Origin of the sequence: Klebsiella sp. 141161, from assembly GCF_050600815.1 — a bacterium.
Taxonomy (GTDB): Bacteria; Pseudomonadota; Gammaproteobacteria; order Enterobacterales; family Enterobacteriaceae; genus Klebsiella; species Klebsiella aerogenes.
Window position 1 is genome coordinate 483,094 of record NZ_JAQIRN010000003.1, and the last position, 14,529, is coordinate 497,622.

The 14,529-nt window shown below is 58.0% G+C and carries 14 protein-coding genes; 3 read left to right on the forward strand and 11 right to left on the reverse strand.

Features of this window, described 5'->3' with window-relative positions; genetic code table 11:
* Positions 1–45: 45 nt before the first annotated feature.
* Positions 46–378 carry a ChiQ/YbfN family lipoprotein gene (gene chiQ / locus PGR79_RS10610; protein WP_113373857.1) on the forward strand — a complete coding sequence of 111 codons (333 nt, stop codon included), beginning with the start codon at positions 46–48 and terminating at the stop codon, positions 376–378.
* Positions 379–430: 52 nt separating this feature from the next.
* Here chiQ and PGR79_RS10615 read toward each other — a convergent pair whose 3' ends face one another.
* From PGR79_RS10615 to ybfF, 8 genes are all read right to left on the reverse strand, one after another.
* A complete protein-coding gene (locus tag PGR79_RS10615) occupies positions 431–1,726 on the reverse strand; it encodes an MFS transporter (protein ID WP_113373858.1) in 1,296 nt (431 codons plus the stop codon).
* Between the two features lie 55 nt (positions 1,727–1,781).
* Positions 1,782–2,921, reverse strand: coding sequence for a tricarballylate utilization 4Fe-4S protein TcuB (tcuB, locus tag PGR79_RS10620; RefSeq protein ID WP_113373859.1), 1,140 nt, complete (start codon positions 2,919–2,921; stop codon positions 1,782–1,784).
* Positions 2,908–4,311, reverse strand: a complete 1,404-nt coding sequence (tcuA, locus tag PGR79_RS10625; protein ID WP_087860226.1) for an FAD-dependent tricarballylate dehydrogenase TcuA — start codon at positions 4,309–4,311, stop codon at positions 2,908–2,910. The genes tcuB and tcuA overlap by 14 nt, the downstream gene beginning before the upstream one ends.
* 96 nt (positions 4,312–4,407) lie before the next feature.
* The gene (gene tcuR, locus PGR79_RS10630) at positions 4,408–5,334 is read right to left on the reverse strand and encodes a tricarballylate utilization LysR family transcriptional regulator TcuR (protein ID WP_113373860.1); all 927 of its coding nucleotides are present in this window, start codon (positions 5,332–5,334) and stop codon (positions 4,408–4,410) included.
* 113 nt (positions 5,335–5,447) lie between these two features.
* A complete protein-coding gene (fur, locus tag PGR79_RS10635; RefSeq protein ID WP_015367698.1) occupies positions 5,448–5,900 on the reverse strand; it encodes a ferric iron uptake transcriptional regulator in 453 nt (150 codons plus the stop codon).
* A gap of 292 nt (positions 5,901–6,192) precedes the next feature.
* Positions 6,193–6,723: a flavodoxin FldA gene (gene fldA, locus PGR79_RS10640; RefSeq protein ID WP_015367697.1), complete on the reverse strand. Its 531-nt coding sequence runs from the start codon at positions 6,721–6,723 to the stop codon at positions 6,193–6,195.
* A gap of 149 nt (positions 6,724–6,872) precedes the next feature.
* Complete coding sequence (gene ybfE, locus PGR79_RS10645; RefSeq protein WP_015367696.1) at positions 6,873–7,166, reverse strand: LexA regulated protein; 294 nt, start codon at positions 7,164–7,166, stop codon at positions 6,873–6,875.
* Between the two features lie 133 nt (positions 7,167–7,299).
* Positions 7,300–8,073, reverse strand: a complete 774-nt coding sequence (gene ybfF, locus PGR79_RS10650; protein WP_430921636.1) for an esterase — start codon at positions 8,071–8,073, stop codon at positions 7,300–7,302.
* A 229-nt stretch (positions 8,074–8,302) separates the two neighbouring features.
* Between ybfF and seqA the strand changes: the two genes are divergently transcribed.
* The gene (gene seqA, locus PGR79_RS10655) at positions 8,303–8,863 is read left to right on the forward strand and encodes a replication initiation negative regulator SeqA (protein WP_113373862.1); all 561 of its coding nucleotides are present in this window, start codon (positions 8,303–8,305) and stop codon (positions 8,861–8,863) included.
* A 32-nt stretch (positions 8,864–8,895) separates the two neighbouring features.
* Positions 8,896–10,536 (forward strand): phosphoglucomutase (alpha-D-glucose-1,6-bisphosphate-dependent), encoded by a 1,641-nt coding sequence (gene pgm, locus PGR79_RS10660; RefSeq protein ID WP_113373863.1) that lies wholly within the window; start codon positions 8,896–8,898, stop codon positions 10,534–10,536.
* Positions 10,537–10,590: 54 nt separating this feature from the next.
* On the opposite strand, the gene kdpE is transcribed toward pgm, so the two are convergent.
* The 3 genes from kdpE to kdpC are packed head-to-tail and all read right to left on the reverse strand — an operon-like array spanning position 10,591 to position 14,528.
* Positions 10,591–11,268, reverse strand: a complete 678-nt coding sequence (gene kdpE, locus PGR79_RS10665; RefSeq protein WP_047049246.1) for a two-component system response regulator KdpE — start codon at positions 11,266–11,268, stop codon at positions 10,591–10,593.
* Positions 11,265–13,952, reverse strand: a complete 2,688-nt coding sequence (kdpD, locus tag PGR79_RS10670; protein WP_430921639.1) for a two-component system sensor histidine kinase KdpD — start codon at positions 13,950–13,952, stop codon at positions 11,265–11,267. The genes kdpE and kdpD overlap by 4 nt, the downstream gene beginning before the upstream one ends.
* Before the next feature lie 3 nt (positions 13,953–13,955).
* Positions 13,956–14,528: a potassium-transporting ATPase subunit KdpC gene (gene kdpC / locus PGR79_RS10675; RefSeq protein ID WP_087860219.1), complete on the reverse strand. Its 573-nt coding sequence runs from the start codon at positions 14,526–14,528 to the stop codon at positions 13,956–13,958.
* Position 14,529: the final 1 nt, after the last annotated feature.

Below are 14,529 nucleotides of genomic sequence, written 5' to 3' on the forward strand. Positions count from 1 at the left end.
CCTGCGCGGCGGGCGTGAGCCTGCCGCCCCTCCGGGAGAATAATTATGAAAAAGCTGCTGCTCATCGCCATCATGGCATCGGGTTTGGTTGCCTGCGCGCAATCGCCAGCGCCGAAAGAAGATTCCAAATTGAAAGATGCCTATAGCGCCTGTATCAACACGGCGGAAGGTAATCCGGACAAAATTGAAGCCTGTCAGAGCGTGCTCAATGTCCTGAAGGAAGAGAAACCGCATCAGCAGTTTGCGACGCAGGAGAGCGTCAGAGTGCTGGATTATCAGGCCTGTATTCAGGCGACGCGCACCGGTAATGACCAGGCGGTCAAAGCGCGCTGCGATAAAATCTGGCAGGAGATTCGCAGTAATAACACCACTAAGTAAAGCAGACAATTAAGCGTAAACGGGCGGAGCGCACACTCCGCCCGTCGCTATTTTAACGCGATATTTCCGCTGGCTGATAGCCGCGGCTCAGACGCATGAACAACATGGCGGTGGCGGCGAATCCGCATAGCGCCGCGCACATCAGCCACCAGCCCGGCGCGCTCTTATCGCCGGTGATTTCCACCAGCGCGGTAGAGATAGCTGGCGTCAGGCCGCCGAAGATAGCGGTGGCGAGGCTAAATGCCAGCGAAAAGCCCACGGTGCGAACGTAGACCGGCATCACTTCCGTTAGCGCCGCCACCATTGCGCCGTTATACATACCAAAGAAGAACGAGAACCACAGCAGCACCAGCGTCATGCGGGTGAAGTCCGGCGCGGCGGTGAGCCATTGCATCACCGGCCAGGTGGTCAGCAGCGCCAGGACGGTAATTCCCATCAGCACCGGACGGCGGCCTATTTTGTCTGACAGCGCCCCGCCAATCGGCAACCAGATAAAGTTAGAGATACCGACCAGCATCGTGACCAGCAAGCTGTCGCGTGCGCTCAGATGCAGTACCGCTCTGCCGTAAGTTGGGGTATAGACGGTAATAAAATAAAAGGTGGTGGTGGTCATCGCTACCAGTAAGGTGCCTGCGCTGATGATGCGCCAGTTTTTAACAATTGTGGTCAGTATCTCTTTCGTATCGGGACGATGCTTACGCTGAAGAAAGGCTTCGGTCTCCTGCAGCGAACGCCGTAGCACGAAAATCAGCGGGATAATCAGGCAGCCGATAAAGAAGGGAATGCGCCAGCCCCATTCTGCAATCTCGTCGTGACCCAGCGTCTCGTTCAGTGCGTAGCCAATCAGCGCCGCCATGACGATGGCCACCTGTTGGCTGGCGGACTGCCAACTGGTATAGAACCCCTTTTTCCCCGGTTTGGCGATTTCCGCCAGATAGACCGACACGCCGCCGAGCTCGACCCCGGCCGAGAATCCTTGCAGCAAACGGCCAATTAATACCAACACCGGCGCCAGCATGCCGATGGTTTGGTAGCCCGGCACCAGCGCAATCAGTAACGTGCCGCAGCCCATAATCGCCAGGGTGACCATCAGTCCTTTACGGCGCCCGATCCTGTCGATATAGGCGCCCAGCACCACCGCGCCAATGGGGCGCATCAGAAAGCCGGAACCAAATACGGCAAAGGTGAGCATCAACGCCGCAAACTCGCTCTCTGCCGGAAAGAAGGTTCTGGCGATATAGGTGGCATAGAAACCAAACAGAAAGAAGTCGAATTGCTCGAGAAAATTACCGCTAGTTACGCGGAGAATTGCGCCGAAGGTACCGGCGCGCGATGTTGGTTGGGTCATAGAGTTTGCTCTCCATTGTCTTTATCTTGTTGTTATAGAGGTAAGAGTGAGCGGGTTAGTCGCCTGCGACTGCCGCCTGTTTTCCGCGCCGCTTCTCAATCGCCCACTTGAGTAACGCCGCACAGCGATAAAATCCGTGGGCAAATTTTCCGTAAGGCAGCGTTAAAAACAGCGCCATCACCACCCCGAGATGGATAGCGAGCAGAATGCCCATCCACGAGGTGTCCCGGCCCGCCAGGAGCGCGAGCCCGGTAAAACTGGTCAGCAGCAATAGCAGGATAAAACCACGATCCATCGGTTTTTGCCGCGCGTCGCCGTGCAGCGGCGAGCGGCGCAGGTTCAGCCATAGCAAACCCGCAGGGCCTACCAGCAGCCCGATCCCGCCAAGCGTGCCCAGCAGCACCGGTACGCTGAAGAACGGGTAGGGCGCTTCCCAGCCGGCGAAGTAGTGATAGCCGGTGGCCACAACCGTGGCGGCGAAACAGAGCATAAAACCGTAAAAGGTGAAGTGGTGAAAACGGCGGCGCATCAGGGTGAAGGCGTCATCGGCCTCGTTACAGCCTTTACCGTGTCCGCCGTCGAGATATTTCAACGTCAGCGCATCATGTGAGGCCCTGGCGATATCAGCCGCCTGCGGTTGGCCCGGCGAGATCTCGCGCCAGAAACGAATCACCCCGCTCATCAGTAAACCGATGGCCAAAATAAAGACTGAACCAAACATCCACGCCAGCAGGTTATGTGGGAAAATCTGGTAGAAATCGCCGGCCAACGGCGGGTGCAGCAGCGAGCCTTTGAGCCCCATCGCCAGCAGCAGAAACAGGACAAGACCCGCGACCAGCGCCAGCACCGTGGCGATCCCCGCACGGCGATATAAACTGCCGAAAGCGGCGGGCCGGGCGTAATGTTGATAGGTTTCCAGCCGCACTTCCGCCATCGCTTTGGGAACATTAATCGCAAACTCGTGCGGAGGGGCATACTGGCAGGCGTGCAGGCAGGCGCCGCAGTTGTGGCACAGGTTCGCCAGATAGTTAATATCCGCCTTGCCAAAGGACAGACGCTGGGTCATGGCCGGAAATACGGCGCAAAAGCCTTCGCAATAGCGGCAGGCGTTACAGACCTGCATCACCCGTTCGACTTCCGCTTCCGGCTCGGTGATGATTTGCGCCTCGATGATCAGCTTTTCAAGCGACTTCATGATGTTTCTCCTGCTGCGCCGCCAGGGCGGCTTGCTGACCGGCAATGCGGCCGAATGTGGTCCCGATCGACATGCCTACGCCGGCGGTATAGCCTTTGCCCAGCACGTTGCCGGCCATCATTTCGCCGGCGACAAACAGATTGCGGCTCGGCTTGCCGGCAAAGTGGACGGCGGCGTGTTGATTGACGTACAGCCCGAGGTAGGTGAAGGTGATCCCAGGACGTAGGGCATAACCGTAATAAGGCGGCGTATCGATAGGCCGCGCCCAGTGGGTCTTCGGCGGCGTCAGGCCGGCGGTGGCGCAGTTATCAAGACGGGTATGGTCGAACTGGCCTGGCGTACAGGCGGCATTGTAGCTGGCGATGGTCTGTGACAAACGTTCGCCGTCCAGCCCCAGCTGGCGGGCCAGTTCCGCGATGGTATTGGCCTGGGCGCCCGGAAATACGGGCGGCATAAACTGTCCAACGGCTTTGCTGTCGATGATCGAATAGCCGATTTGCCCCGGCTGGTGGGCGACCAGACGGCCCCAGATGGCGTAACGTTTGGGCCAGAAATCTTCCCCTTCATCATAAAAGCGCTCAGCATCGCGGTTCACCACCACCCCCAGCGACACGCAGTCGACGCGGGTACAGATGCCGCCGTCATAGAGCGGCGCCCGGGCGTCAATGGCGACGCAGTGCGACTGCGAAGGATCGCCGATGATATCGGCCCCGGCGTCGATCATAAATTTGAGCAACACCCCCTGATTAAAACGGGTGCCGCGGATGAGAAAGTTGTCGGCAGGCCATTCGCCGCGCTCATTTTGCCCCCAGGCTTCGCGCAGCCACTCGCGGTTAGATTCAAAACCGCCGGCGGCGAGCACGCAGGTTTTCGCGGCGATCCGCTCGGTGCCCGCCAGTGCGGCGACGAATTCGCCATCACGTAATTCAAGCGCCTGCACCGGAGTGTTATAGCGGATCTGCACGCCCATCTGCTCGGCGCTGCGGTAATAGGCATTGATCAGGGCTTTACCGCCGCCCATAAAAAAGGCGTTGGTGCGGGCGACGTGCAGGGCGCCGGATAAGGGCGGTTGAAAGTTAACGCCATGACGGCGCATCCAGTCCCGACATTGCGACGAGGTGCGGATCACCAACCGGGCCAGCGTTTCGTTGGTGTTGCCCCCGGTCACGCGCAGCAGATCCTGCCAGTATTCTTCTTCCGGATAGCTGTCGACTAAGACATCCTGCGGCGCATCGTGCATACAACGCAGGTTACGCGTGTGCTGAGAGTTACCGCCACGCCATTCCCGCGGCGCGGCCTCCAGCAGCAGGACGGATGCGCCTGCTTCCCGGGCGGTTAAGGCGGCGCATAACGCGGCGTTGCCGCCGCCAATCACCAGTACATCCACCATTATCGGCTCCATTACGCTTTGACTAATTGTTAAATTTGTAATGGAAATGTAAGGTGCAGGGGCGGCAGGCGCTATGGCGTAAAGCTAAAGAGGGGTTTAGTAAGTGTAAAGACAGGCGCCCGGCCAGCAGCCAGTTTCCACAAGCTGACGCATGACTTTGGTCAATATCACGCGCGCGGCAAGGCCTGCCGGGGTGAGTTCATCATCTGAGAGACTGACCAGAAAATTAGGTCGGCTAAGTACTGGATTGTCGACGCCGATCACTCTTAGCGCCTCGCTGTCGAGATGAGAAATCGCCGCGCCCGGCTGCAGCGTGGCGCCGAGGCCATCGCGGACGGCCCGCATCAGCAGGGCCAGGCCATCGATTTCAGCTACCACGTCAACGTTGATGGCGTGCTCCTGGCAAATAGCGTCCAGCCTGCCGCGCAGGCCATGCCCCTGGCTTGGCATAATCAGCGGGATGGCGGCCAGTTGGTTCGGGGAGATGCTATCGCCGGGCAGCGGCGCCAGCACGTCATGGGCGCCAATGAGAAACAGACGCTCTTCGAGAATGGGTCTGGCGCTCCAGCGCAGGATCTTCTCTTTCTGGAAAACGATGGCTAAATCGAGCTGGCGGGTATTGATCATCCGTTCCAGATTGCCGGAGAGGCTCTCCACCAGGTGCAGGCGGACGTCGGCGTAGCTTTCGCGCATGGCGTTGATAAAAGGTACGCCAAGTACAGAAGCGGTGCTGGGCGCCATACCGACGCTGACGTGACCGGAAAGGCGTGCTTCACGCGCGGCGAGAATGGCATCGTCAGCATGGCGCAGCGCCAGTTGCGCCTGTGAGTAAAAGGCCAGCCCGGCGCTGGTGGGCATTACGCCACGCGAAGTCCGTTGCAGCAGGCGGATAGCGAGTTCATTTTCCAGACGCGCCATTTGCTGGCTGAGCGCAGAGACGCCAATATTCAGATCGAGCGCGGCGCGGCCCATACTGCCGGTTTCCACGATGCGGACAAAATAGCGTAGCTGGCGCAGCTCCATAGTGACTCTCCGTACAAGGCGATAGGCTCTGACAGAATACGCATTCAGGCGGATTTCGCCCATAAAAAAAGCCAACCTTCAGGTTGGCTTTTTACGACAAACGAGACGGGAAATTATTTATTCACCGCATCGTGGGCATGTTCATCTTCGCGGCAGTCGCCTTCCGCACAGTGGCCGTACAGGTACAGGCTGTGGTTAGTTAAGCGGATGCCGTGTTGCGCAGCAATTTCACGTTGGCGGGATTCGATAGAATCATCGCTGAACTCGATCACTTTGCCGCAATCGAGGCAAATCAGGTGATCGTGGTGGTGCTGCTGAGTCAGCTCGAATACGGATTTACCGCCTTCGAAGTTGTGGCGAGTCACGATGCCTGCATCGTCGAACTGGTTCAGCACGCGGTAAACGGTAGCCAGACCAATCTCTTCACCCATATCGATCAGGCGTTTGTATAAATCTTCCGCACTGACGTGATGGTTATCCGGTTCCTGCAACACTTCCAGAATTTTCAGTCGGGGAAGTGTGACTTTCAGGCCAGCCTTCTTTAATGCGATATTGTTGTCAGTCATGCGGAATCTGTCCTGTTGCTAAAGATCGGCTTCCTTTAAAGGGAAGCAATACAGAGAATCACCCGATGTAATGCGTCTCATTATAGAGCTGCTACTCTGAAATGAAAACTGCAACCATCGCGCCTTGTAAGCTGTCAAAAACGAATTACCAGCTACAAACTGTGTCACGTGACCTCGTGGAATCAGAGGACATTGTACAGATATGTGATGAAAAGTTAAAAACTTGTAGCTATTAGTTTGATTGCTTTTATCTATTAATTCAGCGCAGCTTAATAGCTGCGCTGTTTGATTCTTAGGCGTTTTTGATTTCTTCCAGATGCAGCTCTTCGGAAATCTGCTTCACCCACTTCTCAACGCGCTCGTTGGTCAGTTCCGGCTGACGGTCTTCATCAATCGCCAGACCGACGAAGTGATCGTCGTCCGCCAGGCCTTTAGACGCTTCGAAGTGGTAGCCCGCGGTCGGCCAGTGGCCAACGATGGTTGCGCCGCGCGGTTCAATGATGTCACGAATGGTGCCCAGCGCATCGCAGAAGTATTCTGCGTAATCTTCCTGGTCGCCGCAGCCAAAGACGGCTACCAGCTTACCGTTGAAGTCGATCTCTTCCAGCGTCGGGAAGAAGTCGTCCCAGTCGCACTGCGCTTCGCCGTAGTACCAGGTTGGGATGCCGAGCAGCAGAATATCGTGGCTTTCCAGATCTTCTTTGCTGCTCTTGGCAATGTCGTGAACTTCAGCAACGTCTTTACCGAGCTGCTTTTGGATCATTTTTGCAATATTTTCGGTGTTGCCGGTGTCGCTGCCAAAAAAGATGCCGATGATTGCCATGAGTAAAATAACCTCTTGAAACTTAATGATGTGGTAGTGGCATTATGCCTACAGTTAACGGCAATCATAGCAGAACAGGGAAGGGCGCGGAAACAGCAATAACGTCCTGGTGCACACTCTGCTACATGAAAGCGATTTTTTTGCGTTTTTCAGACTTCGCCCTGGTTACGCAGGCAGGCCAGTTGGTGCATCAGCATCTCTTCGATAAGATCGCTGCGGCTCATGTTGCGGGCTTCCGCCAGCTCATTAAGCGCGTCGACCGCATCGGCGTTGAGCTTCAACTCAACGCGCTTCAAGCCGCGAACCTTATCGCGTTTGAGCTGATTGCGTTTGTTGATGCGCAGTTGTTCATCGCGCGAAAGCGGATTGGTTTTCGGTCTACCCGGGCGACGCTCATTTGCGAACAAATCTAATGTCGTTCGGTCCGTTTGTTCTTTTGCCATGATTCAGAGTGACTTCGGGGAAACAAGCTGCCGGGCTATAGCCGGCGCAGATAGCGCGCCATAATACATCAGGCGAACCGCTGCGCCAACGACCGCGGGCATTATGCCGCGCGGTCGGGCGTTTTTTAGCCACTCAGGCTTCAATTGTGCTCAGATAAGGGCGAATTGCGCGTAAAACCGCCTCGGGTTTTTCCGCATGCACCCAGTGTCCGGCGCCGGCAATGACGTGGGCCCGGGCCTGCGGGAACTGCGCCAGCAGCGCGTCGCGGTATTCATCAGTGACATAAGGGGAGTTGCCGCCGGGAATAAATTGCGCCGGGTGCGGCCAGGCGGGCACGGTTTCCCAGCCGACAATATGCGGGTATTGATCCCACAGCGCCGGCACGTTGAAGCGCCACGCGCCGTCGACAAAGGATTTCAGCAGAAACTGAATGACGCCTTCTTCCTTTATATGCTCGCGCATCACCTGCGCCGCCTGCTGGCGGGTGCTGGCGGCGGATTCGCTGACCGCGTTAATCGCCGCGAAGATCTCATCATGACGGCGGACGTGATAAGCCACCGGCGCAATATCAATCGCCACCAGCCCGGCGATGCGATCCGGCGCCAGCGCGGTCAGCGCCATCACCGCTTTGCCGCCCATCGAATGGCCGATAAAAGTCGCTTTCTCTATCTGATGATCGTCAAGAGTATCCAGCAGATCCTGCGCCATCGCGCGGTAGGTCATCTCCGGCGAACGCGGGGATAAACCGTGGTTTCGCATATCGACCTGCAATATATCGTAGTCGGCGACCAGATCGCGGGCGAGGATCCCAAGATTGTCCAGGCTGCCGAACAGGCCATGTACCAGGACGATTGGGGATTTATTGTGCGGGTTTTGTGCAGATTGCGCTCGGCTATTTAATTTCATGGCAAAGTTCTTTTTTTCGCTCCGTCGGGTTAGGGTATTATGTTGGACATTCTGCCATTAGGCTGCAAGACCCGGAAGCATTCTGAGTTTTAACGCCATCCTGGTTTGACGCTATTCGCGGTTGGGATTTGTCCTCTATCTGCTGCCTGTTGCGCTGCGGCGTGAAAGACAAAGGATAGTTAATCCCGACGACTTGTATTCAGAAACAAAGAAATCGCACTGGATTAAGATGAAAACAATCGAAGTTGATGATGAGCTCTACCGCTATATTGCCAGCCACACTCAGCATATTGGCGAGAGCGCATCCGACATTTTACGGCGCATGCTGAAATTTTCCGCCGTTTCTCAGCCTGCATCTGGCGCGCCAGCGGCGAAAGCCGCGCCGACGGCTGCTCCTGCGGCGGCGCCAGTCGTCGAAGCGAAGCCGGCCAACCCGGTTAAAGATAAAGTCCGCGCGATGCGCGAGCTGCTGTTATCTGACGAATACGCTGAACAAAAGCGCGCGGTTAACCGCTTCATGCTGGTATTGACTACGCTTTACTCGTTAGACAGTAAGGCTTTTTCAGAAGCCACTGAATCTCTGCACGGGCGCACCCGCGTATACTTCGCCGAAGACTCACGGACGCTGCTGAAAAGCGGTAATCAGACCAAACCGAAACAGGTTCCTGGTACGCCGTGGTGGGTTATCACCAATACTAATACCGGCCGTAAATGCAGCATGATCGAACACATCATGCAATCAATGCAGTTCCCTGCGGAGCTGATTGAAAAGGTTTGCGGCACGATCTAGTTAATTAAACTTTGCACCAGAAGGATCAGGCAATGGCAATCGATAAACGTGCGGGTCAGCCGGCACAACAGAGTGATTTGATTAACGTCGCCCAGCTGACCGCTCAGTACTATGTGCTGAAGCCGGAAGCGGGCAATGCGGAGCATGCGGTTAAATTCGGCACCTCCGGCCATCGCGGTAGCGCAGGGCGCCACAATTTCAATGAGCAGCATATTCTGGCGATTGCGCAGGCGATTGCGGAAAACCGCGCGAAAAACGGCATCACCGGCCCGTGCTACGTGGGTAAGGATACCCACGCTTTATCCGAACCGGCCTTCATTTCCGTGCTGGAAGTGCTGGCGGCAAACGGTGTTGATGTGATCGTTCAGGAAAACAACGGCTTCACCCCGACGCCGGCGGTTTCCAACGCGATTCTGGTGCATAACAAAAAAGGCGGGCCGCTGGCGGATGGTATTGTCATTACCCCGTCGCACAACCCGCCGGAAGATGGCGGTATTAAGTACAACCCGCCAAACGGCGGCCCGGCTGATACTAACGTGACTAAAGTGGTAGAGAACCGCGCTAATGAACTGCTGGCTGCTGGCCTGCAGGGCGTGAAACGTATTTCTCTCGACGCCGCGCTGGCTTCCGGCCACGTGAAAGAGCAGGACCTGGTACAGCCGTTTATTGAAGGGCTGGCGGATATCGTCGATATGGCGGCTATCCAGAAAGCGGGCCTGAAACTGGGCGTCGACCCGCTGGGCGGATCCGGTATCGAATACTGGAAACGCATCGGCCAACACTACAAGCTGGATTTGACCATCGTCAACGATCAGGTCGATCAGACGTTCCGCTTTATGCACCTTGATAAAGATGGCGCGATCCGCATGGACTGCTCCTCCGAGTGTGCGATGGCGGGTCTGCTGGCGCTGCGCGATAAGTTCGATCTGGCTTTCGCCAACGATCCGGATTACGACCGTCACGGTATCGTGACCCCGGCTGGCCTGATGAACCCGAACCACTATCTGGCGGTGGCTATCAACTACCTGTTCCAGCATCGTCCGCAGTGGGGCAAAGATGTTGCGGTTGGTAAAACGCTGGTTTCTTCGGCGATGATTGATCGCGTGGTTAACGATTTGGGCCGTAAGCTGGTGGAAGTGCCGGTAGGCTTCAAGTGGTTTGTTGATGGTCTGTTCGACGGCAGCTTCGGCTTCGGCGGCGAAGAGAGCGCGGGGGCATCGTTCCTGCGTTTCGACGGCACGCCGTGGTCCACCGATAAAGACGGTATCATCATGTGCCTGCTGGCGGCGGAAATCACCGCGGTCACCGGTAAGAACCCGCAGGAGCACTACAACGAGCTGGCGCAACGCTTTGGCGCCCCGAGCTACAACCGTCTGCAGGCCTCCGCCACTTCCGCGCAGAAAGCGGCGCTGTCTAAGCTTTCGCCGGAAATGGTGAGCGCCGATACGCTGGCGGGCGATCCGATCACCGCGCGTCTGACCGCGGCTCCGGGCAACGGCGCTTCTATCGGCGGGCTGAAAGTGATGACCGACAACGGCTGGTTCGCGGCCCGTCCGTCAGGCACCGAAGACGCCTACAAAATCTACTGTGAGAGCTTCCTTGGCGAAGAGCATCGCAAGCTGATTGAAAAAGAAGCGGTAGAGATTGTCAGCGAAGTGCTGAAAAACGCCTGATCCTGTTTACCCCGGCGGCGTTAACCGACCGCCGGGGTCATTGATTTGTTCCCTTCAAGGCATAAAGCGATAGCCAATCCCGGTTTCGGTCAGCAGATGCTGCGGCCGCGCCGGGTCAACCTCCAGCTTTTGCCGTAAGTGTCCCATATAAATCCGCAAATAGTGACTGTGTTCGACGGCGTTAGGCCCCCATACCTGATTCAGAAGCTGGCGCTGGGTGAGCACTTTGCCCGGATTGTTCAGCAGCGCCGCCAGCAGGCGAAACTCGATGGGCGTCAGGTGAATTTCTTCACTGCCGCGCACGATACGGCGGGCGGGGATGTCGACGCTAATATCGGCAAAACGCACCACCGGCTCATCGGCCTGCGCGCTGCCGTGACGGCGCAGCGCGACGCGTAGCCGCGCCTGCAGTTCACCAATGCCGAACGGTTTACTGAGGTAGTCATCGGCGCCGGCGTCAAGGGCGGCTATCTTGTCATGTTCTTCGCTGCGCGCCGACAGCACGATAATCGGCATCTGGCTCCACTGGCGGACTTCGCGGATAAAATCATTACCGTCCCCGTCCGGCAGGCCAAGATCGAGGATCGCTAAATCCGGTTTGCGGGTGGCGGCTTCGATGAGTCCGCGCTGCAGGGTTTCGGCTTCAAATACGCGCATGCCGTCGGCTTCCAGCGCGGTGCGCAGAAAGCGGCGGATAGCGTGTTCGTCTTCGATGATTAAAACGTTAATCACATTTCCTCGGCTAACTCTTCCAGTTCTGGGGGGGCTTCTCGCGGCAGTGTAACACGGAAACAGGCGCCGCCCTCCGGACGGTTGCTGGCGGTAATGCTGCCGTCGTGCACCTCGACAATGGCCTGGCAAATCGCCAGCCCCAGGCCGACGCCGGGGATGGCCGACTCTTTATTACCGCGGGCGAATTTATCAAAGATAGCCTGTTCCTGGCCTGCCGCGATCCCTGGACCATTATCCCAGACTTCGATGATCAACTGTTGCGTATCCGCTTCGGCATGAATGCCAATCTGCGCTTGTGCGCCGGCGTATTTATGCGCGTTCTCCAGCAGGTTAATCAGCACCCGTTCAAACAGCGGGCCGTCAACGTGGACCAGTAGCAGCGGGTCCGGCAGCGACAGTTGGATGTGCTGGCCGCCAAGCCCAGGCTCCAGCATACGCAGGGCGCTACCGACGATCTCTTCGAGAGTTAACCACTCTTTATGCAAATTAAAACCGCCTGACTGAATACGCGCCATATCCAGTAGATTATTCACCAGCCGGGTGGTGTTGAGCACGTGCTGGCGAATTTCGTTGGCCTGCGGCGCGTGCTTCGACCCTTCGCTGGCCAGATCGAGGGTCAGGATCTCCGCCTGGCCGAACAGGACCGTCAGCGGCGTCCGCAGATCGTGAGAGAGGGCGGCCAGCAATGAGTTGCGCAGGCTTTCGCGTTCGCTGGTCAAGCGCGCCTGCTCTTCGCTGGCGGTCAGGGTCAGGCGCTCAAGCGCGCTGGCCACCAGCAGGGTAAAGGTTTCCAGCAGTCGCTGTTGTTCGGGGATCATCAGCTGGCGCAGATTTTCCGGTTCGACCAGCAGCAGCCCCCAGGTGCGGGCGGCGCTTTGTAGCGGCAGAATTTGATACGGCACGCCGGGGAGAGTGTCGGTACCGGCCCCGGCTGGCTGACCTTTATCGAAACTCCAGCGGGCAATCGCATCATCCCACGAGAAAACGCCGGATTGCTGGGTCATCGGCTGCAACTGCCCGTTCTCATCAGGCAGCAGTAGCTGGCTGCGGGCCTGAAAGGTAGAAGTAATAAAGCGTTCGCTGGTGGCGGCGATATCTTCACGGCTGCGGCCGACCGCCAGCGCTTTTGACATTTCATACAGATGGCGGGTACGCCGCTCGCGATAACGCGCCACCCGCGCCTGGTATCGCATCCCGGCGGTCAGGTTGCCGATCACCAGACCAACGGTCAGCATCACGCCGAACGTCAGCAGGTACTGAACGTCGGAAACCGCCAGCGTACCGCGTGGGGCGACAAAAAAGAGATCGAAGCTAATGACGTTGATAAAGGTCGCCAGCACCGATGGCCAGCGGCCATACAGCAGGGCGATTATCACCACGCCAAGTAGATAGAGCATCACCAGGTTGGCGGCTTCAAAGGCCATCAGCCACTGCATGGCGACCACGGTGATAATGGCGCATAGCGCCACGGCCAACAGACAACCCTTCAACTGTTGGCGCCATTTATCAATAGCCGTACGATTGTCATTTGCGCGGGCGGGCAGGGAGGCCGGTTTTTCATCCAGCGCGATCACCACCAGATCGAGGTCCGGGGCGCGACGCGCCAGACGGTCGGCAAACCCGGCTCGTTCCCACCAGCGGCGCTCTCCCTGGCGACCAATCACAATTTTGCCGAGGTTGTGCTCGCGAGCGTAATGCAGCACCGCTTTTTCTTCCGATGGGTCGGAAAGGGTGGCGGTTTCGGCGCCTAACTCTTGCGCTAGCTTCAGCGCGGCGAGGATCGCCCGCCGCCTGGCCTCCGGTAGACGGTGCAGCGCGGGCGTTTCTACATAGACCGCGTGCCAGACGCTACCGAGCCTGGCCGCCAGCCGGGCGGCGGCGCGAACCAGTTTTTCGCTGCCGGTATTGTGCCCGATGCACAGCAGAATGGCGTCGCGGGTGTGCCAGACTTTTTCCTGCCCCTGGCGGTCGCGCCAGGCGCGCATTTGTTCATCTACCCGGTCGGCGGTACGACGCAGCGCCAGTTCGCGCAGGGCGATCAGATTACCTTTGCGGAAGAAGTTTTCGATGGCGCGTTCGGCCTGGCCGCCGATGTACACCTTGCCCTCATTCAGGCGCTGGCGCAGATCGTCCGGCGGCAAATCCACCAGAACCACATCATCGGCGGCGTCAAAGAAGGGGTCGGGGACGGTTTCGCGTACCTGCACGCCGGTAATACCGCTGACTACATCATTGAGGCTTTCAAGATGCTGGACGTTGACGGTGGTGAAGACGTCGATACCGGCTTCGAGCAGTTCTTCGACGTCCTGCCAGCGCTTCGGGTGTCGCGAACCCGGCGCGTTGCTATGCGCCAGTTCGTCCACCAGGATCAGCGCAGGGCGGCGGGCCAGCGCGGCATCAAGATCAAACTCATGAACGTAGCGTCCGCGGTGGGAAATGCGCTTTTGCGGGAGGGCGCTAAGCCCCTCCAACATGGCGGCGGTATCTTTGCGGCCGTGGGTTTCCGCCACGCCGATCAGAATATCCAGCCCCTGAGCGCGCAGCCGCTGCGCTTCCGCCAGCATTGCCCAGGTTTTGCCCACCCCGGCGCAGGCGCCGAAAAACACCTTCAGCTTGCCGCGATGCGGCGCAGCGGTTTGTTGCAGCAGACGGTCGGGGTCCGGGCGCAGCGGCTCGTCACTCATTGATTAATCCTTTAGGGCATCCAGCGCCATATTCAGTTGCAGTATATTTACCACAGGTTGACCGAGAAAACTGAGCAACGGTTTTTGCGTCGCCTGATCCACTAGCTGTTTCACCTGCGCATCGCTGAGATTGCGCGCTTTGGCGACGCGCGGTACCTGCCACAGCGCCGCGGCTGGGGTCAGATTGTTATCCAGTCCGCTGGCCGACGCGGTAACCAACTCGACCGGCACCGTCGGGCTCGCTTGCGGGTTAGCGGCGCGTAATGCCTGTACCCGTTCGCTTATCGCTTTATCCAGCGCCGGATTGCTGACCGCCAGATTACTGCCGCCGGAGGCCAGCGGATTATCCGCCACCTCTGCCGTCGCGGAAGGGCGGCCGTGGAAATAACCGGCGGCGGTAAAGTTCTGCCCGATCAGAGCGGAGCCGCGCACCTCGCCGTCGAGATGGATCAGCGAGCCGTTAGCCTGCTGCGGGAACCACCACTGCCCTAAGGCGGTAGTCAGTAACGGATACAGGCCGCCGGTGAGCAGGGTTAACAGAATAAATAGCACAAGTGCCGGACGAATCAATGACATG

Bases quoted from the DNA above. Each gene is read 5' to 3' on its own strand.
- chiQ (WP_113373857.1), top strand. From the start codon at position 46: ATGAAAAAGCTGCTGCTCATCGCCATCATGGCATCGGGTTTGGTTGCC.
- PGR79_RS10615 (WP_113373858.1), bottom strand. From the start codon at position 1,726: ATGACCCAACCAACATCGCGCGCCGGTACCTTCGGCGCAATTCTCCGC.
- tcuB (WP_113373859.1), bottom strand. From the start codon at position 2,921: ATGAAGTCGCTTGAAAAGCTGATCATCGAGGCGCAAATCATCACCGAG.
- tcuA (WP_087860226.1), bottom strand. From the start codon at position 4,311: ATGGTGGATGTACTGGTGATTGGCGGCGGCAACGCCGCGTTATGCGCC.
- tcuR (WP_113373860.1), bottom strand. From the start codon at position 5,334: ATGGAGCTGCGCCAGCTACGCTATTTTGTCCGCATCGTGGAAACCGGC.
- fur (WP_015367698.1), bottom strand. From the start codon at position 5,900: ATGACTGACAACAATATCGCATTAAAGAAGGCTGGCCTGAAAGTCACA.
- fldA (WP_015367697.1), bottom strand. From the start codon at position 6,723: ATGGCAATCATCGGCATCTTTTTTGGCAGCGACACCGGCAACACCGAA.
- ybfE (WP_015367696.1), bottom strand. From the start codon at position 7,166: ATGGCAAAAGAACAAACGGACCGAACGACATTAGATTTGTTCGCAAAT.
- ybfF (WP_430921636.1), bottom strand. From the start codon at position 8,073: ATGAAATTAAATAGCCGAGCGCAATCTGCACAAAACCCGCACAATAAA.
- seqA (WP_113373862.1), top strand. From the start codon at position 8,303: ATGAAAACAATCGAAGTTGATGATGAGCTCTACCGCTATATTGCCAGC.
- pgm (WP_113373863.1), top strand. From the start codon at position 8,896: ATGGCAATCGATAAACGTGCGGGTCAGCCGGCACAACAGAGTGATTTG.
- kdpD (WP_430921639.1), bottom strand. From the start codon at position 13,952: ATGAGTGACGAGCCGCTGCGCCCGGACCCCGACCGTCTGCTGCAACAA.
- kdpC (WP_087860219.1), bottom strand. From the start codon at position 14,528: ATGTCATTGATTCGTCCGGCACTTGTGCTATTTATTCTGTTAACCCTG.